This is a genomic window from Pseudomonas sp. GM80 (genome assembly GCF_000282515.1).
Lineage (GTDB): Bacteria > Pseudomonadota > Gammaproteobacteria > Pseudomonadales > Pseudomonadaceae > Aquipseudomonas.
In genome coordinates, this window is the sequence record NZ_AKJD01000042.1 from 59,269 (window position 1) to 80,327 (window position 21,059).

The 21,059-nt window shown below is 59.6% G+C and carries 26 protein-coding genes and 1 pseudogene; 3 read left to right on the forward strand and 24 right to left on the reverse strand.

Annotation, left to right across the window (positions count from 1 at the left end; genetic code table 11):
- Positions 1-11: 11 nt before the first annotated feature.
- The 21 genes and pseudogenes from PMI37_RS04915 to tssA all read right to left on the reverse strand — a co-directional run bounded on the left by PMI37_RS04915 (position 12) and on the right by tssA (position 16,241).
- Positions 12-152, reverse strand: coding sequence for a hypothetical protein (locus PMI37_RS04915; protein WP_008078714.1), 141 nt, complete (start codon positions 150-152; stop codon positions 12-14).
- 348 nt (positions 153-500) lie between these two features.
- Positions 501-2,021, reverse strand: coding sequence for a sigma-54 interaction domain-containing protein (locus PMI37_RS04920; protein ID WP_008078716.1), 1,521 nt, complete (start codon positions 2,019-2,021; stop codon positions 501-503).
- Positions 2,022-2,031: 10 nt separating this feature from the next.
- Entirely contained in the window at positions 2,032-4,689 is a 2,658-nt protein-coding gene (gene tssH, locus PMI37_RS04925) for a type VI secretion system ATPase TssH (protein WP_008078723.1), read from the reverse strand.
- An 11-nt stretch (positions 4,690-4,700) separates the two neighbouring features.
- On the reverse strand, positions 4,701-5,708 hold the full coding sequence (gene tssG / locus PMI37_RS04930; RefSeq protein ID WP_008078724.1) for a type VI secretion system baseplate subunit TssG: 1,008 nt from the start codon (positions 5,706-5,708) through the stop codon (positions 4,701-4,703).
- Entirely contained in the window at positions 5,672-7,459 is a 1,788-nt protein-coding gene (gene tssF / locus PMI37_RS04935; RefSeq protein ID WP_008078726.1) for a type VI secretion system baseplate subunit TssF, read from the reverse strand. The genes tssG and tssF overlap by 37 nt, the downstream gene beginning before the upstream one ends.
- Positions 7,460-7,486: 27 nt before the next feature.
- On the reverse strand, positions 7,487-7,930 hold the full coding sequence (locus PMI37_RS04940) for a hypothetical protein (RefSeq protein ID WP_008078728.1): 444 nt from the start codon (positions 7,928-7,930) through the stop codon (positions 7,487-7,489).
- Positions 7,927-8,148 carry a hypothetical protein gene (locus PMI37_RS04945; RefSeq protein ID WP_008078730.1) on the reverse strand — a complete coding sequence of 74 codons (222 nt, stop codon included), beginning with the start codon at positions 8,146-8,148 and terminating at the stop codon, positions 7,927-7,929. Before PMI37_RS04945 ends, PMI37_RS04940 begins: the two co-directional genes overlap by 4 nt.
- Positions 8,145-8,540 (reverse strand): hypothetical protein, encoded by a 396-nt coding sequence (locus PMI37_RS04950; protein ID WP_008078733.1) that lies wholly within the window; start codon positions 8,538-8,540, stop codon positions 8,145-8,147. The genes PMI37_RS04945 and PMI37_RS04950 overlap by 4 nt, the downstream gene beginning before the upstream one ends.
- The gene (locus PMI37_RS04955; protein WP_008078734.1) at positions 8,537-8,920 is read right to left on the reverse strand and encodes a hypothetical protein; all 384 of its coding nucleotides are present in this window, start codon (positions 8,918-8,920) and stop codon (positions 8,537-8,539) included. Before PMI37_RS04955 ends, PMI37_RS04950 begins: the two co-directional genes overlap by 4 nt.
- On the reverse strand, positions 8,917-9,267 hold the full coding sequence (locus PMI37_RS04960; protein WP_008078736.1) for a hypothetical protein: 351 nt from the start codon (positions 9,265-9,267) through the stop codon (positions 8,917-8,919). The genes PMI37_RS04955 and PMI37_RS04960 overlap by 4 nt, the downstream gene beginning before the upstream one ends.
- Positions 9,258-9,833, reverse strand: a complete 576-nt coding sequence (locus tag PMI37_RS32175; RefSeq protein ID WP_008078738.1) for a hypothetical protein — start codon at positions 9,831-9,833, stop codon at positions 9,258-9,260. Before PMI37_RS32175 ends, PMI37_RS04960 begins: the two co-directional genes overlap by 10 nt.
- 75 nt (positions 9,834-9,908) lie before the next feature.
- Positions 9,909-10,334, reverse strand: a complete 426-nt coding sequence (locus PMI37_RS04970) for a hypothetical protein (protein ID WP_008078739.1) — start codon at positions 10,332-10,334, stop codon at positions 9,909-9,911.
- Positions 10,335-10,377: 43 nt separating this feature from the next.
- Entirely contained in the window at positions 10,378-10,812 is a 435-nt protein-coding gene (locus PMI37_RS04975; protein WP_008078740.1) for a hypothetical protein, read from the reverse strand.
- A 118-nt stretch (positions 10,813-10,930) separates the two neighbouring features.
- A pseudogene (locus tag PMI37_RS32430) lies at positions 10,931-10,999 on the reverse strand (PAAR domain-containing protein); the annotation flags it as partial.
- 43 nt (positions 11,000-11,042) lie between these two features.
- Positions 11,043-11,441, reverse strand: coding sequence for a hypothetical protein (locus tag PMI37_RS04980; RefSeq protein WP_008078741.1), 399 nt, complete (start codon positions 11,439-11,441; stop codon positions 11,043-11,045).
- Positions 11,438-11,824 carry a hypothetical protein gene (locus PMI37_RS04985; protein WP_008078742.1) on the reverse strand — a complete coding sequence of 129 codons (387 nt, stop codon included), beginning with the start codon at positions 11,822-11,824 and terminating at the stop codon, positions 11,438-11,440. The genes PMI37_RS04980 and PMI37_RS04985 overlap by 4 nt, the downstream gene beginning before the upstream one ends.
- Entirely contained in the window at positions 11,815-12,213 is a 399-nt protein-coding gene (locus PMI37_RS30895; RefSeq protein ID WP_008078743.1) for a hypothetical protein, read from the reverse strand. The genes PMI37_RS04985 and PMI37_RS30895 overlap by 10 nt, the downstream gene beginning before the upstream one ends.
- A gap of 11 nt (positions 12,214-12,224) precedes the next feature.
- A complete protein-coding gene (tssE, locus tag PMI37_RS04995) occupies positions 12,225-12,632 on the reverse strand; it encodes a type VI secretion system baseplate subunit TssE (protein WP_008078744.1) in 408 nt (135 codons plus the stop codon).
- Between the two features lie 9 nt (positions 12,633-12,641).
- Complete coding sequence (tssC, locus tag PMI37_RS05000) at positions 12,642-14,117, reverse strand: type VI secretion system contractile sheath large subunit (protein WP_008078745.1); 1,476 nt, start codon at positions 14,115-14,117, stop codon at positions 12,642-12,644.
- A gap of 25 nt (positions 14,118-14,142) precedes the next feature.
- Positions 14,143-14,646 (reverse strand): type VI secretion system contractile sheath small subunit, encoded by a 504-nt coding sequence (tssB, locus tag PMI37_RS05005; RefSeq protein WP_003229587.1) that lies wholly within the window; start codon positions 14,644-14,646, stop codon positions 14,143-14,145.
- A 32-nt stretch (positions 14,647-14,678) separates the two neighbouring features.
- Entirely contained in the window at positions 14,679-16,241 is a 1,563-nt protein-coding gene (tssA, locus tag PMI37_RS05010; protein ID WP_008078749.1) for a type VI secretion system protein TssA, read from the reverse strand.
- Positions 16,242-16,913: 672 nt separating this feature from the next.
- On the opposite strand from tssA, the gene PMI37_RS05015 reads away from it, so the two are divergent.
- The 3 genes from PMI37_RS05015 to PMI37_RS05025 are packed head-to-tail and all read left to right on the forward strand — an operon-like array spanning position 16,914 to position 19,073.
- Positions 16,914-17,546 (forward strand): CDP-alcohol phosphatidyltransferase family protein, encoded by a 633-nt coding sequence (locus tag PMI37_RS05015; protein WP_008078751.1) that lies wholly within the window; start codon positions 16,914-16,916, stop codon positions 17,544-17,546.
- Positions 17,533-18,132 carry a lysophospholipid acyltransferase family protein gene (locus PMI37_RS05020; RefSeq protein ID WP_008078756.1) on the forward strand — a complete coding sequence of 200 codons (600 nt, stop codon included), beginning with the start codon at positions 17,533-17,535 and terminating at the stop codon, positions 18,130-18,132. Before PMI37_RS05015 ends, PMI37_RS05020 begins: the two co-directional genes overlap by 14 nt.
- Positions 18,129-19,073 (forward strand): phosphatidate cytidylyltransferase, encoded by a 945-nt coding sequence (locus PMI37_RS05025; RefSeq protein ID WP_008078757.1) that lies wholly within the window; start codon positions 18,129-18,131, stop codon positions 19,071-19,073. The genes PMI37_RS05020 and PMI37_RS05025 overlap by 4 nt, the downstream gene beginning before the upstream one ends.
- Before the next feature lie 102 nt (positions 19,074-19,175).
- Here the strand turns inward: PMI37_RS05025 and PMI37_RS05030 are convergent, their stop codons facing one another.
- The 3 genes from PMI37_RS05030 to PMI37_RS05040 form a co-directional block, all read right to left on the reverse strand.
- Positions 19,176-19,451, reverse strand: a complete 276-nt coding sequence (locus PMI37_RS05030; RefSeq protein WP_003213368.1) for an HU family DNA-binding protein — start codon at positions 19,449-19,451, stop codon at positions 19,176-19,178.
- Positions 19,452-19,641: 190 nt separating this feature from the next.
- Positions 19,642-20,790 carry an NAD(P)/FAD-dependent oxidoreductase gene (locus tag PMI37_RS05035; protein ID WP_008078758.1) on the reverse strand — a complete coding sequence of 383 codons (1,149 nt, stop codon included), beginning with the start codon at positions 20,788-20,790 and terminating at the stop codon, positions 19,642-19,644.
- Positions 20,791-20,811: 21 nt separating this feature from the next.
- On the reverse strand, positions 20,812-20,979 hold the full coding sequence (locus PMI37_RS05040; RefSeq protein WP_007954349.1) for a rubredoxin: 168 nt from the start codon (positions 20,977-20,979) through the stop codon (positions 20,812-20,814).
- Between the last annotated feature and the right edge of the window lie 80 nt (positions 20,980-21,059).

Here is a 21,059-nt window from a genome sequence, read left to right on the forward strand (position 1 = left end):
GCTCCTTGCGGTCACTTGCCGCGATTGACCGCTTGCGGATCACCCAACGGGCGATAGTCGGTGTCGTTGAATTTGTAATTGCCGCTACAGCCTGCAAGGCCGCATAGAACGACAAGGGTCAGCAGGACAGCGTGCCAGTGACGAACAGACATCAGAGGGTCTCCAGGGGTAGACAAAGCACAAAGCGCCGACCCTTGCGGGCGGCGCCGTTATTAGCGAATTTGTTGGTTTGGGAGGCTCTAAACCGAAGCTCAGAGCCAATCCAAGGAGGTGCCACGATCTCCTGTGGCGAGGGGACTTGGCGAAACGTCGCACCGCCCCGCTGGGGTGCGCAGCGCCCCCAAAACCTGTGACCCGGTTTCTGCAGGGAAACCGCGTTTGCCGGACTGCGACTGCTGCGCAGCCGATCGGGGATAAATCCCCTCGCCACAGGGGGTTCACTGATCACAGGGGTTTCACTGCCCACAGGGATATTGTTGGATGCAGCGATCACTTTCTGCTCAACCATCAAAGTCACCCAAATTGATATTCAGGCGACCGAGGCGATACAGCAGCGTGCGGCGTGGCAGGCCCAGTTCGCGGGCGGCGAGGGTCTGGTTGCCGTCGTTCTTGCGCAGGCAATCGAGCAGCAGGCTGCGTTCGACTTTCTCCAGGCGTTCACGCAGGTTCAGGCCACTGTTGTCGTCGGCCATCGCCTCCATGCGCAGGGAAAAATGCTCGTCCAGCAACTCGCCGCCCTCGCACAACAACACCGCGCGTTCGACCAGGCCTTTGAGTTCGCGGACGTTGCCGGGGAAGTTGTAGCCAGACAGATGCTCCAGCGCCGCATCCGACCAGCGCACCGGGTCGCGCTGCAAAAACGAACAGGCCTTTTCGGCGAAATGCCGCGCCAGTTCGAGAATGTCGCTTTCACGGTGACGCAGCGCCGGCAACTCGATCGGGAATTGCGCGAGGCGGTAGTACAAGTCCTCGCGGAATTTGCCCTCGCTGACCAGCACCGACAAATCACGGTGCGTGGCGGCGATGATGCGTACATCGATCTTGTGGGTGTCGTTGGAACCCAGCGGACGAATCTCGCCTTCTTGCAATACGCGCAGCAATTTCGCCTGCAACGACAACGGCATGTCGCCGATCTCATCGAGCAACAACGTGCCGCCATTGGCCGCGTCGAACAGCCCGGCACGGTCGCGATCGGCGCCGGTGAAGGCGCCTTTGCGGTAGCCGAACAGTTCGCTTTCCAGCAGGTTTTCCGGGAACGCCGCGCAGTTCTGCACGATGAACGCCTGGGATCGACGCGGGCCGCAATCGTGAATCGCCCGCGCCACAACTTCCTTGCCGGTGCCGGTTTCACCGCGCAGCAGCACGGTATACGGGCTGTGCAAGACCTTGCTGATCAGCGAGTAGGTCTGACGCATCGCCGCACTTTTACCGATCAGGCCATAACCGCTGACATTGGCCACACTGCGCGACGTCGGCGCGACCACATCCATTGGCTGACGCAGGCGTTGCAGCAAGTGCAACTGCCCCAGCACGAACGAGCCAAGTTGCCCGAGCGAATCGGCGAAACCCTGCAAATCGACGCGGCGATGGCTGGCGCATAGCAGCAGACCTTCGACAGCCTTGTGCTGATTGACCAGCGGCACGCACAGTAACGATTGCCAGGCGCGCGTGGCGGCCGGCAGGAAACTGGTTTCGTGCAGGCTGCCGCCGAGGTCGTCGAGGCACACCACGCGGTTCTGGCACAGGGCGAATTGCAGCAATTGCTCACCGTTGTAATCGGCAGGCAGGCTCGCCGCTTCGCGCGGTTGCAGGGCGCCATCGAGGTACTCGGCGTTCATCCCCAGGCAGGTGTGGGTAGCGTCGAGAAGATACAGCTGCGTCAATTCGCAGCCGCTCAACTCGGCCAGCCCACGCACGAAGTCACCCAAGAGCGCAGCGCCGTCTGCCGCACGCGACAGACTGGCGAACTGCGCCAGCAACGCTTCGGCATAGACCAGCGGCTGCGGCACTTGAGTGAACATCACACCCACCTCAGGCGAACTCGCACGTCACGCTGGCGTCGCCGTCGAGCGTGGCATGCACACGCTTGAGGCTCTCACCGGTGGCCATCGCGTCGAGCAGACGATCCGCTACCAGCGGCAGCACGTGCTGATCGAGCAAGTGATCGATCAGGCGCGCACCGCTTTCGCTTTGCGTGCAACGCTCGGACAAATGATCGACGAGGTTCTGGCACCAAGTGAAATCCAGCTGGCGACGGTTGAGGCGCTCGCCGAGACGGCCGAGTTTGATCTCGATCAGCTCGCGCAGCACCGGGCCGCCGACCGGGTAGTACGGCACCACTTTCATCCGCGCCAGCAGCGCCGGTTTGAAGTGTTTGCTGAGCACCGGGCGAATGGTTTCTTCGAGCACTTCGGCGGTTGGCCGCGCGCCGTTTTCGCAGAGCTCGCTGATGCGGTCGCTGCCGAGGTTCGAGGTCATCAGGATCAACGTGTTGCGGAAGTCGATCTCGCGACCTTCGCCGTCGTTGGCCACGCCTTTGTCGAAGATTTGGTAGAACAGGTTGAGCACGTCAGGGTCAGCCTTCTCGACTTCATCAAGCAGCACGACCGAGTACGGTTTCTGGCGCACGGCTTCGGTGAGCATGCCGCCCTCGCCGTACCCGACGTAGCCTGGCGGTGCACCGATCAGGCGGGAAACGGTGTGCTTCTCCTGGAACTCGGACATGTTGATGGTGGTGATGAAACGATCGCCGCCGTACAGCAGGTCTGCGAGGGCCAGCGCGGTTTCGGTTTTACCGACGCCGCTCGGGCCGACCAGCAGGAACACACCGACTGGCGCATCAGGTTTGTTCAGGCCGGCAGCAGTGGCGCGCATCGAGCGATCCAATGCGTGCACGGCTTGTTCCTGACCACGAATGCGCGTGCGCAGGTCGGTGGCGAAACTGGCGACTTTGGCGTTGTGTTCGCGGGCCAGTTGCGCCAGCGGCACACCGGTCCAGGCGCTGATCACTTCGGCAACCAGACGCGGGCACACTTCAAAGCTGACCAGACGCTCTTTGACCTGCGCGGCGGTCAGTGCGCTGTGGGTTTCGTTGAGCAGGGCTTCCAGCGCTTCGACGCTCTGGCCTTCTTCAACCTCAGCGGCAACGGTTTCGATCACGGTGCCTTCGGCGTCTTCTTCGACGGTGACCACCGGCTCCACGGCGGCCGCTTCGCGGGCCTTGGCCAGTTGCTGACGCAGTTCCAGCAGGCGCTCGGCCAAGGCTTTCTGTTCAGTCCACTGGGTTTCCAGTGCGACCATTTCGTCTTCGGCTTCATCGAGACGCGCTTCCAGCGCATCGAGTGCTTCGTGGTCGATCAGCAAGCCAGCTTCGGCATCGCGGCGCAGGGCCTGACGCTGACGGCCGCCTTCAGCCAGTTCGCCACGCAGGCGCTCAAGACTTTCCGGAGCAGCGGCGAGGCTGATGCGCACGCGGGCACAAGCGGTGTCGAGCACATCAACGGCTTTGTCCGGCAGCTGCCGACCGGCCAGATAACGCGCGGACAATTCGGCAGCGGAAACCACCGCGTCATCACGCAGGTAGATGCCGTGGCTCTTCTCGTACACCTGGGCCAGACCACGGAGGATGGTCACCGCTTCGCTGACGGTCGGTTCGTGCAGTTGCACCGGTTGGAAACGACGGGCCAGGGCCGGGTCTTTCTCGAAGTATTTCTTGTACTCGGCCCACGTGGTGGCGGCGATGGTGCGCAGCTCGCCCCGCGCCAGTGCCGGTTTCAGCAGGTTGGCCGCGTCGGAACCGCCGGCATTGCCGCCCGCGCCGATCAGGGTGTGGGCTTCGTCGATGAACAGAATGATCGGTTTCGGCGAGGCTTTGACTTCGTCGATCACGCCTTTGAGGCGACGCTCGAACTCACCTTTGACGCTCGCGCCGGCCTGCAACAGGCCCATGTCCAGCGACAGCAGCTCGACGCCTTTGAGCACTTGCGGCACTTCACCGGCAGCGATGCGCGACGCCAGGCCTTCAACGATCGCGGTCTTACCGACACCGGCTTCACCGACGACGATCGGGTTGTTCTTGCGGCGACGGGCGAGGATGTCGACCATCTGGCGGATCGCGCCGTCACGGCACAGCACCGGGTCGAGTTTGCCGTCGCGGGCCTGTTGGGTCAGGTTGTGGGTGAAGCGCTGCAATAGCGATTCGCCCTGCGCGGCCGGTTTGCCATTGGCCGCCGGTTGCTCTTTTTGCGACAGGGCAAATTCTTTCAGGCGATCGATGTTCAGCTTGGCGAGCAGCGGCTGATAACGGCTGCCGGCGTAGCGCATCGGGTTGCGCAGCAGCGCGAGGATCAGCGCGGCGTCTTCGACCTGGGTCTGGCCCAGTTCGAGGTTGGCCACCAGCAGCGCGTCTTGCAGCCACTGCACCAGTTCCGGGGCGAACACCGGGTTGCGCGAAGCGCTGTGCTCGACCCGCGATTGCAGCGCGGCGCTGAGTTCACCGGCGTCGACGTCGGCATCTTGCAACGCGCGCGTGAGCAAACCGTTCGGGCGCTCGAGCAGGCCGAGCATCAGGTCTTCGACGAGGATCTTGCTGCCGCCACGGGCGACGCAACGCTCGGCCGAACGTTCCAGATCACGACGGGTTTCGGCGTCCAGCGCCTGGATGAGTTGTTGCAGGTCTACGTTGATCATGGCTCACGTCCTTAATGAATTTTGCTGCCCAGGGTCACCACGCCGTCCGCCTTCTCGCGGCCCAGCCAACTGGTCCAGCCGAGGCGACAGGCGTTCTGCTCACCGATGCGCAGTTCGCGGATTTCTTCCTGGCGCAAGACCAGGCGGATGTCGTAATCAAGCGGGTCACGCAGGGTGAACCGCACCAGCGCGCAGAGCGGCTGGTAACCGAAACCGATCGGCAGGAATTCATGGAATCGCTGCCAGTCGAGCTGGGTGATGTGGATGCGGAATTTGCCGCTGCGGTCGCGCACGTGCTCACCGAGCACGAGGTCTTCTCCGAGCATGCTGTTGGCGCGGCCCAAACGATTGCGCTGCTCGTGGAGAATCTCCACGCGGCGCTCGATGCATTGCTCGATGACCAGGTCTTCGTGCTTGAAGTAGTAACGCAGCACGGCTTCGATCAGCGCCGCCGAGTGCGCCCGCAAGCTGAGCAGACCGAGGTACGGCAGCAGGCGTTTCCAGTTGAGTTCCTTGGCCTTGCGAATCTCGTCGCCGCCCAGGCCGATCAGCGCAAACAGTTGCGACGAGAACGGGTCGAGCGCGCCACTCTGGAAGCTCGCGCGATAGCGGTACTTGCGCCAGATCGGCAGCATCAGCCGTTGCAGGCGATGGTGGAACAGGTCGAGGAAGTTGCGCGTCGGGTTGCCGTCTTCGCTGTCGCCCAGGGCTTGTTCGCCGTAGAACGCCGGCAACGGCGAACCCGAGCCCACCAGGCCGATCAGGTTGAAACGCATGCGCGCGCGCATCTGCCCGTGCTCTTCGAAAAACTCCACGCGATCGACATCGCTGCGCGGAAAGCCCAGGCTCGGGTTGGCCTGGAACTCGACCTGATCGTACAGATCGTCTTCGCTCAGGTGCGGGTGTGCTTCGCGCAGCCGGTCGATCACCAGCAGCACGGCCTGAAACAGCGAGTACTCGCGTATTACCTTGGTCAGCCCGCTTAAAGCAGGGGCTGAAGGCCCATACGTGGTGTCCATTGGTACACCTCTCCCTGTGTGCTTTTTACGCGCAGTTCATGGAATGAATTGAGACTGGCGTAAAGCGCGAAAAACTCGTTAAGAACCGAAGCGAAGACGAACAGGTCGCCCTCGCCGATGTACCCTTCCGGGTCGATGGTCAGTTCGGTGCGCAAACCGCGTACCGGCAGGCCACGGTGCAACCGATCGACGTGGTGATGCTTGATGTGCTTGAGGCCACCGAGCAGGCGTTTGCTGACCTTCTCTGCGTGCTGGTCGTAGTAGCGCGGCAAGTCGTAGGTTTCGAGAATCACCTTCAACGCATTGACGTCGGCCAGCGACAGATAGTTAAGCGACATGTTGCTGATCAGCTTCCACAGGAAGTCACGGTTCAGCGGTGGCGCGAAACTGGACGTCGCCGGGGTGATGTTGCGGAAGCTCAAGAACTCCGGCGTCTCTTCGCAAGCCATGCAGATGTCGCCAAGCTTGAGCTTGCGCGGCAGGTTCTGGTTGGTGCACATCAGCTCGATCGACAGGGTTTCGTGGGCTTCGGTGTGGCGGATGCCGAAGCTCAGGTAAGTGTCGAGGCCGTCGTGCAACAGCGACGAACGCTGGCGAATGCTGTAGTGCGGACGGCTGTTGGGCACGTCGAAACTCGGGTCATGCTCGAACGATTCGAACGGCACGTATTCCTGATAACCGAGGCCGCCGGGCTTCCAGCCGGTCACGGTTTCCACGGAGAACACGCCGCAGTTTTCCAGATCGAATTCCGCCGGCAGCAGCAGGTATTCGTCCTGCTTGCCATCGAGGCGGATCGGCAGTGCGTCGTGCGCAAACAGGTTGGCAATTGGCGTGCAAAACAGCTTCACGTTATCCAGGGTCGGACGCATGCGCATGATGCCGCTCTTGCGAATGTCGAAGCGCAATTCGAGGCCGCGCATCTGCTTGAGCGTGTCTTCGGGCAGTGCCTTGAGGATGTCCAGGCCGTTGACGTCGACGAACAGGAACTTGTCCTGAAAGGCGAAGTATTCCTGCAGGTAGCGATAGCCACGGAAGGTGTTCAGCGGATACGGGATCAACGCTTCTTCTTCGGCAAAGCCCACCGGTTTGACCCGGTCACCGGGAATCTTGAACGCCATCGGCTTGCCGCTGACGCCATCGATCGGCTTGCCGGCGCCGTCGAGCGGGATCAATTCGATGCCTTCGAGGTTGCGCAGCAGGCTCAGGTAGAGCATCTGACTGATGTAACGCTCACCGGCAAAGTGCAGGCGCAATTTGCTCAGTTCCAGCTCACCGAGGTGGCCGTCGGCGCTCATTTCCAGGCGCAGGCTGAGCAGCGAGCCGTCGCCCTTCACCGAGTAGTTCAGCGCGGCCAGATCCAGCGGCAACACTTCGGTCGGGTAGCAGGTGCGGAAGCGGCAGCGCACGTCTTCGATCGGCACGCTTTCAATCGGCGTATCGCGCTCGACCCTCAACGCCGGCCCCGAACGCTTCAACGGATCGAACTGCAGAATGCTGAACGCCGGCAGCGGCCGCATGTAGTTCGGCCACAGCAGTTGCATCAGCGAATGGCTGAGCTCAGGCAGTTCGTCATCGAGCTTCTGGCGCAGCCGCCCGGTGAGGAAGGCAAAGCCTTCGAGCAAGCGCTCGACGTCCGGATCGCGCCCGGCCTGCCCCAGATACGGCGCCAACGCAGGACTACGCTCGGCGAAACGGCGACCGAGTTGGCGCAGAGCGGTGAGTTCGCTTTGGTAGTAATGGTTAAACGACACGGGTTACCTGCCTGGTAATGGAACTCATCAAAAAAATATCCTGTAGAGCGCGACCGTTACGCCGGCGCAGAAATAACCGGCGATTAGCACGTACGGTATGAGCATGATCCAGGCGAAGGACATGTAAGCATCCGAAAACGGCCCGGCGATCAGACTGCACAGGCCATAAATCACCCATGGCACGCCGTAAAAAAGCACGAATTTCAAAGGTGCCATCCAAACCATCCGCACTGCTTGTTGCTCGGTTCGACGCTTGGCGCCACGCGACATCCACAGCGAAAACCCCAACAGCCCGGGAATGCCCCACCACAACGGGTACTGCCAATAGGTCTGGGCTGAGTCGTGCGTCGAATAAGCGCCAGTCCACAGGTCATAGGAAGAAATCGCCAGCACTGCCAACGTTGGCCACCACAAGGCCCCCATGAAAAAACCCAGTTGCGCGCGACTGAGCACGTTCTGTGGCGCCGTCATGCTGGAGGCAACGAGGCGTAGTAACCGCCGCTAATTTCGATGGCAACCAGCGAAATCAGGACCATGAACATCAACGCCCGATGCAGCCATGACTGACGCAGGCGCTTGCTGATCGCCGTGACAATCAGCAGAAAACTCAAGATCGCGATGCCGCCGAACAGATCGCTGTCGGCGATGAAGGCCAGGTACATGCGCATCTCGTCAGACACGGCAATCATGGGCAAAACACTCCGTCCTTGAGAGTCCATCTGCGCTGCAAGCCATCGCTCTCACGTTTGACGGAGTGCAAGGCCTGGCGCATTTCATCGGCAGTGACCAGACGCGTGCGTTCAGGCCCTTTGATGCTGAGCGAATAGCGGCAGCTGACTTGCCCATCGACGTCTTCACCGTACGACCGGTAGCTGGCCACGCTGACGCGCTCGCCCGGTGCAACCATTTGCGGCTCGATCGGCGGCAGCCAGTTAGTCGAATTCTGTGATTGCACTTGCAGCGGTACGCCGCAGCTGTTGACCAGATAAATGTCGTTCATATAAACCAGCTGCGTCGTGCAGCCCGTCAACAACAGGCCGGCCAGGGCCGCCAGCGACATCATGCAAGCGAGAAACTTCATTGGACGAGCCCTCCTTTGCTCGGGGTAATCGGCACGTACGAATCGATGAAGAGGTATTCGCTGTCCGCACCGCCGACACGATTCATCGTCAACGGCTTGCCGTCAGGGGTAGCGAAGCGCGTCCAGCCTTCGGTGACCAGACTGCCGCCCTCTGCACGCACCTGGACGAAATAGTCCGGCGGTGTCGAGCGGGTGATCTCGATGAAGTAGCCACCGTCCTCCGCACCGCGCCATACCGCATCGGGGTAAGCGGGCAACACCGGCTTCGCATTATCACGACTCGACCCGACCCAGAACATCACGGCGGCGATGACGGCCAACGCACCGATCAGGCTCAGCAGATGATTGAGCCATTTCCATACCCGCAACCACGCGATCATGGTGTGCACCATGTGCGCACGTCGCGCTTGTCGAAGCCCGCACACTGATTGTTTTTGGCGATCAGGCGGTAAGCGGTTTCAGGGGTGTAGGTGAAGGAGTAGTAATTTACCCGATCCTCACCGTAGAGCCAGTAAGACGAGGAACCTTGATTGATTTCGTAAGGTTCAAAGGTCCAGATCGACGACTGCGCCGGGATGAAGTTGCTCCGCTCCATCAGCAACATCACGGCGTTGGAAACCAACGGAGTGGCAAACATCGCCAGCGCCAATAGCAGCGCCGTCAGCCCGAGAAAAAGCCGGCGCCTGGCGAAGGCGAGCAACGTGTTCAAACGGGTCATCAGGCGCATTGCTGTACCCCGCCGTCGTCGTGACCTTGAGTGTCGCGATACGACACGGCCGAATCATTGGCCTTTGTGGCATCCGCGTAAATCCCCAGCGCCAGCAAAACGGTGCATACGCACACGCCGATCAACGCCGTGATCAGCAGCAGAAGCGGCGTTGCCCGACGGCTGTGGATCGCTGGCGATTTCACCTGCGCCTGCCCGCGCAAGCGCGCGTAGGCCTTGTCGATGGCACCGGTCAGCAAAATGGCGGCAATCGTCAGGCCACCGGTGAGTGCGCAATACGCCAGGCCGCGGACCGGATACTGCGGCAGCAGGTAAAACAAAATCGCCAGCATCATGAAAATCACCAGGCCAAACTGGAGGGCCTGGCGCCGGATGAAGACCAGAATCAAATTCACGGCAACGAAAAAGTAGAAAATCAGGTACATCGCCATGCCGATGGCGACGCCACGCGAAGTCAACCCGCCGACCAGCTGTTTGTAGGCAGCCACGGCATAGCCGTTCATGAGGATATAAATCACGCAGGCCAACGCATGCACGGCCAGACCGATGACTCGACGGCTATTCATGCGCAACCCCGGCCATGGCTTTATCGGCACGCAGAATCTGCGTTTGCTGAAGGTGTGCGAGGCGACCGGATCGGGTCATGCCACCCCCTCCTGCACAGGACCGGCAGGCAACGTGCGCCGCGTCAGCAAGCGTTTTTGCCAACGCAGTTCAATGACCTGCGTGAGCAGAATCGCCAGCAACGTGACGCCACCTTGGGCCACGGTGTAGAACAGCGCACGCAACGGGTTGTGGGGCACCATCATGAACAAAATCCAGGCAACCATCAGCGCGAGCAAACCGAGCTTGGCCCACAGGCCGGGGAGAACGGCGGCCAATACATTCACCCCGAAAAAAATATAAATGAACGTGTAATGCGCGATACCGATGCCCACGCCACGGGTGGTGAAGCCGCCATTGAAGGCTTTATAGGCATCGACCACAGCGTCGTTCAGGAACGTGTATGCAACACATCCTGCGACGTGGAAAACCAGGCACATGGCAACGCGGACGTAGGTGTTCATTCCGAGTTCATGTTCCCAGAGAAAATCAGAGACAAAAGCACCATTAGTTAGGTATCACTTCATAGGCTGTGTTACTGACGAAAAAATTCGCCCAACTTTCTTTCCAGTTTGGAAGGGACAATACGAAAACTCGGCGAGACTTATCGAAGTCAACCCAGGTAATCCCCACGACTTTTTCATCCTCATAAGGCCGCATGTCCAATGAGGTTTTTGACATCAGGGGTGTACGGTATATATGCCCGGGCTGCTTAAGATCGATAAATCGGAGATAGATCAGATTGGACGACACCAGTATCGGACCCGCTCTGACCACGTCGACTTTATAGCTACCAGACTTGCTGACATTCGATACATATGCTTCACGATCAAACACATCGGCGACCAGAACAAAAAAGCCGATAGCCACGCTTACTACGAGCGCAAGAAAAACCCGCGACAGCTTCGCCGCCGAACGACCCGCCACCGACGCCAAGGTCACACCCCTGAACTCATCATGTAATACACCCCGACGGCAAACATCAGCGGGATAGCCATCACACACAGAAAATTCAGCACTTGATGAATTCTATTGTTGCGAAACTTCGGAAACAGTCCCAGTGGGTGCCGTGGCCGGGGAGCGGGCAAGCAGTGGGGTCGGATACGCGTGCGGCGGGTTTTCCTGACATTGAGCTCTCCTTAATGGGCCTTGGCGTGATGACTGTTCATTGATTAACCACACGCTGGAATATTCCAGCCCTCGTAACCTGACACCGTCGGATAGATCGCGTGAGACCCTGCCCACTGCGAGCGTTCATCGGTGGTGAATTCGTTCTGCCACAGCAGCCATTCCGACGACTTCAACAAGGTGCCGTCTTTGGCATACACCCGGAAAAACGCTTCGCTGGTGAACATCTTCGCAATGCTTCCCGCGACGCCAAGCGCCGAATACTGCGGAATGTAGGACTGGATGTAGCAAGTACCGGCGTCGTTCCAGTCCGTGGAGTACACGTGTGCAAGCCGAGACGCCGCCGTTTTCACGTAACAGGCAGCTGCAACCAAGGCAACGAAAGCCAGGGCAAGCAGCAGCAACGCGCTACGCCCCCACTTCACCCACGAGGAGGAACTCACGGCGCTTCCTGCCAACGTCGCGAAATCTGCTGTTCGACCATCCAGCGAACGCTCAAGGCCAACAGACTCATGACACTGGTCAGGGCGCTGTAAGCCATGGCTCTTACCGGGTTGTCCGGCAGGAAATAAAGCAGGATCACGCTCACCATCAACGCGATCGACACAAGTTTTGCCGAAAGCCCGGGAATAAAAAAAACAGCCGCATTGACCACAATAAAAAAATAAAACGTCAGCTCAGCCGTGACGCCAATCCCGACACCTCGATCCGTAAAACCACCCATGTGCGCTTTATAAAAAACAACAGCAAAATCATGGACGACCACGTACAGCGCACCGACCAGCAGGTAGACCGACAGACCTGCAATGACTTTTCTCAACGGCATTCTGGAATGATCCAGCTTTCCCAGCCCTCAGAGCCCGGATATAGAATCATCTCGCCGTGAAACTCCGGGGCAACACCTGGATTGCCTTCCCTCATCCACAGATACCACTCAGACGTTTTCAACAGTTGTCCATCTGTTGCGTAAACACGGTAGAAAGACCGACTGCTGAACAGCTCGAAAATACTGCCCACCACACCCAGGAATGCGTAATCAGCTGCGTATCGGGAGATATGGCATTTAGCCGATTCACTGTCATAGATTTTCAGTGGCTTGGCCGTCAGCGAACTGAACACTTTCAACACGATGAACGTCAGCAGACACAACGGCACTGCCATCAGGAGAACGCGCGCGGATGTTCTGGTGGAGCGTGCAGCAGGCTTGCCAGACATCGGGGTTCTCCTTAGTTGACTTTCACTTGACCGCTGCCATCCAGGCGCGCGGAAAAACTGACCTGACGCTTGAATCCTTCAACTTCCAGCAGGCCTTCAATGCTGAAGGCCAGGCGCAGTTGGTCGTGATCACGCGGCAGGGAAATGACACGCACGTTGCTCAGGCGCGGCTCGTAGGCTTCGATGAAGCTTTCGATGGCCAGGCGGGCCTGACTCAAGGAGTCGTGCAGGCTCAGGCGCATGTCATTGAGATCGGGCAACCCGTAGTCGGCCAGCGTTTGCACGCTGCCGGCCCGGGTGCTGAGCATTTTGGCCAGATGGGCAGCCACTGACGCCATGGCACAAGCCTCAAGGCTGTTGCCCTTGCGTAGTTGCGCGTCGCCGTTGAGGCGTTCGAACAGGCTGCCGTATCCGTCCATGAGTCGCTCTTACTCTTTGTCCAGCTTGCCAACCAGCGACAGGGTGAAATCGGCACCCATGTACTTGAAGTGCGGACGCACGTTCAAGCTCACGCGGTACCAGCCTGGCTCGCCTTCAACGTCGCTGACGATGATTTGCGCAGCGCGCAGCGGACGACGGCCACGTACTTCGGCGCTTGGGTTTTCCTGGTCGGCGACGTACTGACGGATCCACTTGTTGAGTTCCAGCTCGAGGTCGGTACGTTCTTTCCACGAACCGAGTTGCTCGCGCTGCAGCACTTTCAAGTAGTGAGCCAGGCGGTTGACGATCATCATGTACGGCAGTTGGGTGCCGAGCTTGTAGTTCAGCTCTGCCGCCTTGCCTTCTGCGCTGATGCCGAAGAACTTCGGCTTCTGCACCGAGCTGGCGGAGAAGAACGCCGCGTTGTCGGAGCCTTTACGCATGGTCAGGGAGATGAAGCCTTCCTCGGCCAGTTCGTATTCACGACGGTCGGAAACCAGAACCTCAGTAGGGATCTTGGTTTCGATTTCGCCCATGCTTTCGAAATGGTGCAACGGCAGGTCTTCAACCGCGCCACCGCTCTGCGGGCCGATGATGTTCGGGCACCAGCGGAATTTGGCGAAGCTGTCGGTCAGCTTGGTGCCGAACGCGTAAGCGGTGTTGCCCCACAGGTAGTGCTCGTGGCTGTTGGCAACGGTTTCCTTGTACACGAACGATTTGACCGGGTTTTCTTCCGGATCGTACGGGTTACGCAGCAGGAAACGCGGCACGGTCAGGCCAACATAACGGGAGTCTTCCGAGGTACGGAAGCTCTGCCATTTGGCGAATTGCGGGCCTTCGAAGTGGTCTTTCAGATCTTTCAGATCCGGCAGGCCGGTGAAGCTTTCCAGACCGAAGAATTTCGGGCCGGCAGCCGCGATGAACGGTGCGTGGGACATGCACGAAACGCTGGCCACGTACTGCATCAACTTGACGTCTGGCGAGCTCGGCGACATGTAGTAGTTGGCGATGATCGCGCCTACCGGCTGACCACCGAACTGGCCGTATTCAGCGGTGTAGATGTGCTTGTACAGGCCCGACTGCATGACTTCCGGCGAATCTTCGAAATCGTCCAGCAGATCTTCTTTCGAGACGTTGAGGATTTCGATTTTGATGTTTTCGCGGAAGTTGGTGCGGTCGACCAGCAACTGCAGACCACGCCACGAGGATTCCAGGGCCTGGAAATCCGGGTGGTGCAGGATCTCGTCCATCTGACGGCTGAGCTTGGCATCGATCTCGGCGATCATGCGGTCAACCATGGCTTTCTTGACCGGCTCACCGTTGTTCTGCGGCTTGAGCAGTTCTTCGATGAACGCCGACACACCGCGCTTGGCGATGTCGTAGGCTTCGTCGTCCGGAGTCAGACGGGTTTCGGCGATGATGCTGTCGAGAATGCTGTACTCGCCGCTGGCGGCGCTCTTCTCTTGTGCTGCGCTAGTGCTCATTGTGTTGGCTTCCTTGGCTGGAGTCTCAGGCGTCCGGGGCTGCGGCGTTCAGGCCCAGCTCACCGAGTACGCGACCGCGGGATTCGTCGTCGGCGAGCACGCCTTCGATCGCTTTACGGAACGCAGGTGCGTTACCCAGCGGGCCTTTGAGGGCCACCAGCGCATCGCGCAGTTCCATCAGTTTTTTCAGCTCAGGCACTTGCTCGACCAGGCTGGCCGGGTTGAAGTCCTTCATCGAATTGACGCGCAGTTGCACAGCCAGCTCGTCGGCCTCGCCATCTTCCTGCAGACGGTTCGGCACGCTCAGCGTCAGACCCAGTTCTTGCTTGGCCAACACTTCGTCGAAGGTCATCTTGTCGATGCTGATCGGCTTGCGATCTTCGATTTTGCGATCGTCCTTGCGGTGGGTGTAGTCACCGATTGCCAGCAGCTTCAGCGGCAGTTCAATCTCTTCCTGAGCACCGCCGGTGGCGGGTTTGAAGGTGACGTTGATGCGTTCCTTGGGGGCTACCGAGCCTTCTTTGGCCATGGCTTTTCTCCTTGCGGTTGTGGCCCTGGGGCCTATTCGAGTACCACTTCGAGATCGAGGTGGCACAGCCTGCGATAAATCTCTTCCTTGCGTTCACGTACGGCATGGTTCTGCGGCAACAACTCGCAGCAACTGTGCAGCAGGTGCAGCACTTCCAATGCAAGATCGGGCTCCCAGGCATGCAGGCCTGAGTCCAGTAATGTCTGATCGAGGGTTTCCAGTTGGTTCTTGGCCAGTTCGTATTTCTTGGCCATGAAGCACAGGCGCGCGAGGGCGAACTGCCAGAAGAAGCGTTCGCGGCCGCCATGGGCCGACTGCAAGCCTTGCTTGAGCGTCTGCACGGCAGGCTTCAGGCCTTCCTTGCGAAGCAGCGGCAGAACTTCTTCGAGGGCCTTTTCCCAGGCCGGCTGGGTTTCGACGTTTTCGCTTTCGACCTTGCGCGGCGCGCTGGCGCTTTGCAGGTGCGGCATGACGTTGGCGGCGATCCACGCCCGGGTGGACGGATCGGCAAACGGCGCGCCGTCATGGAAGCGCAACTCGACAATGCCGGGCAGGCGCTGAATCAAAAGCGCGAAGTGGATTTCCACTTCGCGCATGGCCAGCTCGGCGTTGAGGTTCTGGAGACATTCCCAGACCATCCTCTGGCCATCGAACCAGAACGGCGCCTTCGCCAGGCTCGCCTCCAGTTCCACCAGCAGGTCGGCGTATTTGCCCTGATCGAAACGGTCCTGGTAGAGCTTGAGCTTTTCCAGCGGCAGGCCGCGCAACACGGTGATTTGCTCGGCGTTGCGCTCAGGCACGGCGTCGATGGTCATCCACAGCAGCGTGCGGTTCAGGCGCAGGGCGCGCAGGTCGGTGGCTTTCTGTTTGAGCCACCAGGCGCACAGCGGACGGGCGCTGTCCTGCTGGGCGCGCAGGGCTTTGTGCGCCTCGCGCTCGTTGTCGATCGGTGCGCCGGGCGCGAGCAACTGGCTGGCGGCCTGCTTGACCTGCGCCACCGCAGCGCCCACGACGCCGGGGGCCGGCTGGTTGTCGGCCGCGCGCTGGATCATGGTTTTCAGGCGACGGGAGATCGGCAGCAGCAGCGGCGAATCATCGCCCAAGTGCTCGGCACACGCGGCTTCGAGGCCGGACAGGTGCTCGGAGAGCTGCCGGAACATCGGCAACTGCTCTTTGATCGCGATGTTTTCAGTGATGACCTGCTCGAGACGCGGCACCAGCCAGCCAATGGCGGCGGCACGGGTGCGGGCTTTGAGCGGATGAACGTCGGCCCAGTTGTTTTCCGACAGATGGTGCAGCAGACCGAGACCGGCCAGCAGCCCGGGGAAGGATTCGCGCTGGTACAGCGACCACGTCAGCCAGGCGCCGACACGCAGATCCTTGGATTGGGTACGCAGCAGGTTTTCGCTGTTTTCGCGGATTTTCAGCCAGTCGATCTGCCCGCTTTCGTGCATCGACGAGGCTTTGGCCAGCTCACTTTCCAGGGCCTCGAATTCGCTCGAAAAGCGTACGTCTTCGCCCGCAAAATTCTCTTTGGAAACAGAGACTTTGGCGAGTTCGAGGTAATGGGCGGAAAGTTTGCTTGAGTAGGACATCCATGGCCTTTAATTGGATTACAGTCGTGCGCCTATTGGAGTTTCAGCGGCGCGGGACAGTATCGAAGAGCAGTGACGCGACTCATCCAATTGAGTGTGTGCTCTATCAAGTGCGCGCATCGTAATCACTATGATGGCCACTAGCAAGCATCTGGTTAAACAACAAGACGAAGTGTTCATTGCTGCTTGTAGGAGATCGCCCTATATGTGACAGGGGAATCCCTGATATCGATTTATATTTGCCCTGATCGCTACGCTCGGCCGTAACCATTGAGCTAGAGCGGCCCAATGAGGGAGGTCGGGGCACTTCGAACATCCGTACCAAAACATGTGTGAAAGCATGCCTGCACTTGCGGGAAATAGAAGTAGGAATTTTCCTAGAAATGCTGGTCATCTATCAACCCGTTGCCGGTGACAACAGGCAAAAGCAAAAGTGCCATCAATTTGATAGCATTTTTGTATTTCGCTAAACTTTTGTTTCCACCCGGTAATAAACGGCGAACTGTTGCGATTATCCGTAAAACTTCTTTGAAAGTTTTCTCTGACAGCTGTCGGGGAATGTTCTTACTTCAATTTGTTTCCACGCCAATAGCGTCGCCGTCAGGGAAAGTCATTATATTGTCACCCGCCATCATCAACTGATGGCACTCATCATTGATATGGACATTGCACATGGACGACAACAGAAGGCCCATCAAGACGCGGTCGGCGGGCTGGGCGAAGTACATCACTCAACGATTGGTCAACAGCGACATCTCCCCCAACCAGATCTCCGTGGTCAGCATCGTTTTTGCCTTGTTCGGCGCCATAGCGCTCAACATCGACAATGGCGCGGCGGGTGCGATCTGTTGCGCGGTGGCGATTCAATTGCGCCTGTTGTGCAATCTGTTCGACGGCATGGTGGCCATTGAAGGTGGCAAGCAATCCGCCATCGGCAGTCTCTACAACGAGTTCCCGGATCGGCTCGCGGACAGCCTGCTGATCGTCGGGCTCGGTTACGCCATCGGCCAGTCCGATCTCGGCTGGTTTGCCGCGCTGGCCGCTGCGCTGACCGCTTATGTCCGGGTGTTCGGCGGTTCGCTGGGGCTGGCGCAGAGTTTCATCGGGCCGATGGCCAAACAGCATCGAATGGCAGTGATGACCCTGAGTTTGCTGTTGAACGCCGTCGAAGCCAGCCTTTATGCCACGCATTACATCCTGCTGATCGCGCTGATCATTATCGCCATCGGTTCCGTCGCCACGTGCGTTACGCGCACGCTGGCCATCGCCAGGCAATTGAAGGGGAATCACCATGTGGATCAGTAATGCGCTGATTTCGCTGCTGCGCTTCTTGATCGGCGTGACCGCGCGCTGGGAGAGTCCACCGGATCTGTCGCGCCAGCGCATCTACTTCGCCAACCACACCAGCCATATGGACACGCTGGCGATCATTGCCGCATTGCCACCGGAGGCGCGAATCGACGTAAAACCGGTGGCCGCCGCCGATTACTGGGGCAAGAACCGCTTTCTCCGGTACATCTCGCAAAAAGGCCTGAATGCCGTGTTGATCGAGCGTAACCCGGCCCCGGGCGTCAACGTGCTGGAACCGATTTTCGACGTGGTCCGCGCGGGCCATTCGATCATTATTTTCCCCGAGGGCACCCGCTCTACCCAAGCGCTGCCCGCTGAATTCAAATCCGGCCTGTTTCGTTTGGCCGAGTCATTCCCTGACGTCGATCTGGTGCCGATCTACCTGGAAAACCTGCACCGCTCGATGCCTAAAGGCAAACACGTACCGCTGCCGATCATTTGTACGATCCGCATCGGCGACCCGCTGCCAAGAATTGCCGGAGAAGAAAAACAAGTGTTTCTGGAACGGGCGCGTGACGCCATCGTGAGGTTGTCTAAATGAGTCTGGAAACCAAATTCCTCTGGTTCTTCGCCGCCATCGCCGGGTTGCTGGCGATCGCTTCGTCGATCGGTTACGTGCTGGCCCGACGGGCAAAAAGCGAGAGTTCGATAGCGACCATCGAGAACCTCAACCAACGGGTGAATGCCTGGTGGGGGATGGTCATCATCTTCTTCGTCTCGTGGCTGCTGGGACCTAACGCAACGGTAGTGCTGTTTGCGTTTATCTCGCTGTTCGCGCTGCGTGAGTTCATTACCCTGGCGCCCACCGCACGCGGTGACCACAACGCGCTGTTTTCGGCGTTCTTCATCCTGATCCCGCTGCAATACCTGCTGATCGGTATGCACTGGTACTCGATGTTCACCCTGCTGGTGCCGGTGTATGCCTTCCTGTTGCTGCCGGCGATTGCCGTGCTGAGCCAGGACACCGAGAGTTTCCTTGAGCGTACGGCGAAGATTCAGTGGGGCGTGATGATCTGCCTCTACTGCATCAGCCACGCCCCGGCGCTGTTGCTGCTGGACCTGCGAGGGTTCCAGGGCCAGAACGCCTTGCTGCTGTTCTATCTGGTGTTTGTGGTGCAGATGAGCGACGTGCTGCAGTACGTGTTCGGCAAGCTGTTCGGCAAACACAAAGTTGCGCCGCTGGTGAGCCCGTCGAAAACCGTCGAGGGTCTGGTCGGCGGTGGCTTGAGCGCTACGCTGATCGGCGGCTGCATGTTCTGGATGACGCCGTTCAACTTCTGGCAGTCATTGCTGATGTCGCTGGTGATCGTGGTGATGGGCTTCCTCGGCGGCCTGGTGATGTCGGCCATCAAGCGCAGCCTGAGCGCGAAAGACTGGGGCACGATGATCAAGGGCCACGGCGGCATGCTGGATCGGATGGACTCGATCTGCTTCGCCGCACCGATCTTCTTCCACCTGACCCGGTACTTCTTCTCGGCCTGACCCGAGCAAGATCATCAGGCATAAAAAATGGGCATCCGACCGCAATCGGTATGCCCATTTTTTTATGCCGCGCGCCCCGCTACTCGGGGGCGATCGCCGCCCTTATGGATTGACGCTGTCTTTCAACGATTTGCCTGGCTTGAACGCAACGGTGTTGCTGGCCTTGATTTTCACCGGCTCGCCGGTTTGCGGGTTTTTGCCGGTACGGGCGCCGCGGTGGCGTTGCAGGAAGGTGCCGAAGCCTACCAGCGTCACGCTGTCCTTGCGGTGCAGAGCGCCGGTGATTTCTTCGAGAACGGCGTTGAGCACGCGGTTGGCCTGCTCTTTGGTCAGATCTGCTTTTTCAGCGATTGCAGCGGCGAGTTCTGGTTTACGCATTAGTGAAGCCCCTTTGACGGTTTTTTGTTGTTATGTCCGTGCTGTTCTCGTTGGAACAGCGCCCAAGGCGCCGCAGGCTCTACTCTGCGGCAGACGGGAGTGAGAATGGCACGCGGACAAGGCCTGCGCCAGTCTCACTACGACCTTTGTGGGGGCAAAAGCGGGGTGATTCCGACAGAACGACCGGTATTTACGCCAGCAAGGCCGGAAGCTGTTTGTTCAGGGCAAGTTTTTCCATCACCGCCGCCCCGGTCAGCGCGTAACCGAGCAACTGGCCGTCGGCGCCGTGGCACAGCGCCTTGATGTCGGCGCCCTGCCCTTCAACGCTCCAGACGCCTTCGCTACCGCGTGGCGGCGGCGAAACCACCAGTGGGCACACCGGGGTTTTCACGGTGATCGGCATCGGGCCGTAGTTCACCGCAGTCGGGTTGCCTGCCAGGGTTTGTGCCAGCGCTCGCGCACAGCTCATGAGGGGCATCACGTACAGAAGATTCAGCCCATCGACCTCGGCGCAATCGCCCAGGGCGTAGATATTGGCGTGGGAAGTCTTCAAATGACGATCAACCACGACGCCGCGATTGACCTGTACACCGGCCGCGGCCGCCAGATCGATGCGCGGACGCAGGCCGATCGCCGAGACCACCACATCGCAGGCAATGACCTGGCCATCGGAGAGGTGTGCTTCGAGACCATCGGCGACTTTCTGCAGACGGGTCAGCACCGGACCGAGGTGGAATTTCGCCCCGAGGCTTTCCAGCCCGGCCTGTACCGCTGCCGCCGCAGCCGGGTGCAGCAAGGTCGGCATGACCTGCTCGCAGGGTGCGACCAATTGCACTTCGTAGCCGCCGAGGATCAGGTCGTTGGCAAACTCGCAGCCAATCAAACCGGCACCGAGCAGCAACACCCGGCGCTTGCCGGCCGCGGCGGTGCGGAAGCGTGCGTAGTCTTCGAGATCGTTGATCGGGAACACCAGATCGCTGGCGTCGCCCTCGATCGGTACGCGCACGGTTTCCGCGCCCCAGGCAAGAATCAGGTCGCGATAGGGCACGGCTTCTTCGCCAATCCACAGGCGCTTGTGGCCGGCGTCGATGCCGCTGATGCGCGTGTGGGTACGCACTTCGGCCTTCAACTGCTCGGCCATGGCGCCGGGTTCAGCCATGCTCAGGCCGTCGGCATCCTTGTTCTTGCCGAAGCCGGTGGAGAGCATCGGCTTGGAGTAAGAGCGACCGTCATCGGCAGTGATCAACAGCAGCGGGGTTTCGCTGTCGAGTTTGCGAAACTCGCGGGCCAGGTTATAGCCCGCCAGGCCGGTGCCGATGATGACGACAGGTGCGCTCATGCCTTACTCCTTTGGATTTACTTAGTTGATTTCGATCATTTCGAAGTCCATCTTGCCGACGCCGCAGTCCGGGCACAGCCAGTCTTCCGGCACGTCCTGCCACAGGGTGCCCGGCGCAATGCCGTCATCCGGCCAGCCGTCGGCTTCGTTGTAGATCAGGCCGCAGACCACACATTGCCACTTTTTCATTCAGGTACTTCCTCAGGGTTCAGGCTTATTGCCGGCGCGGACGGTCGATGGGTAGTGCGCTGCCATCCGGCTCAGGGCGT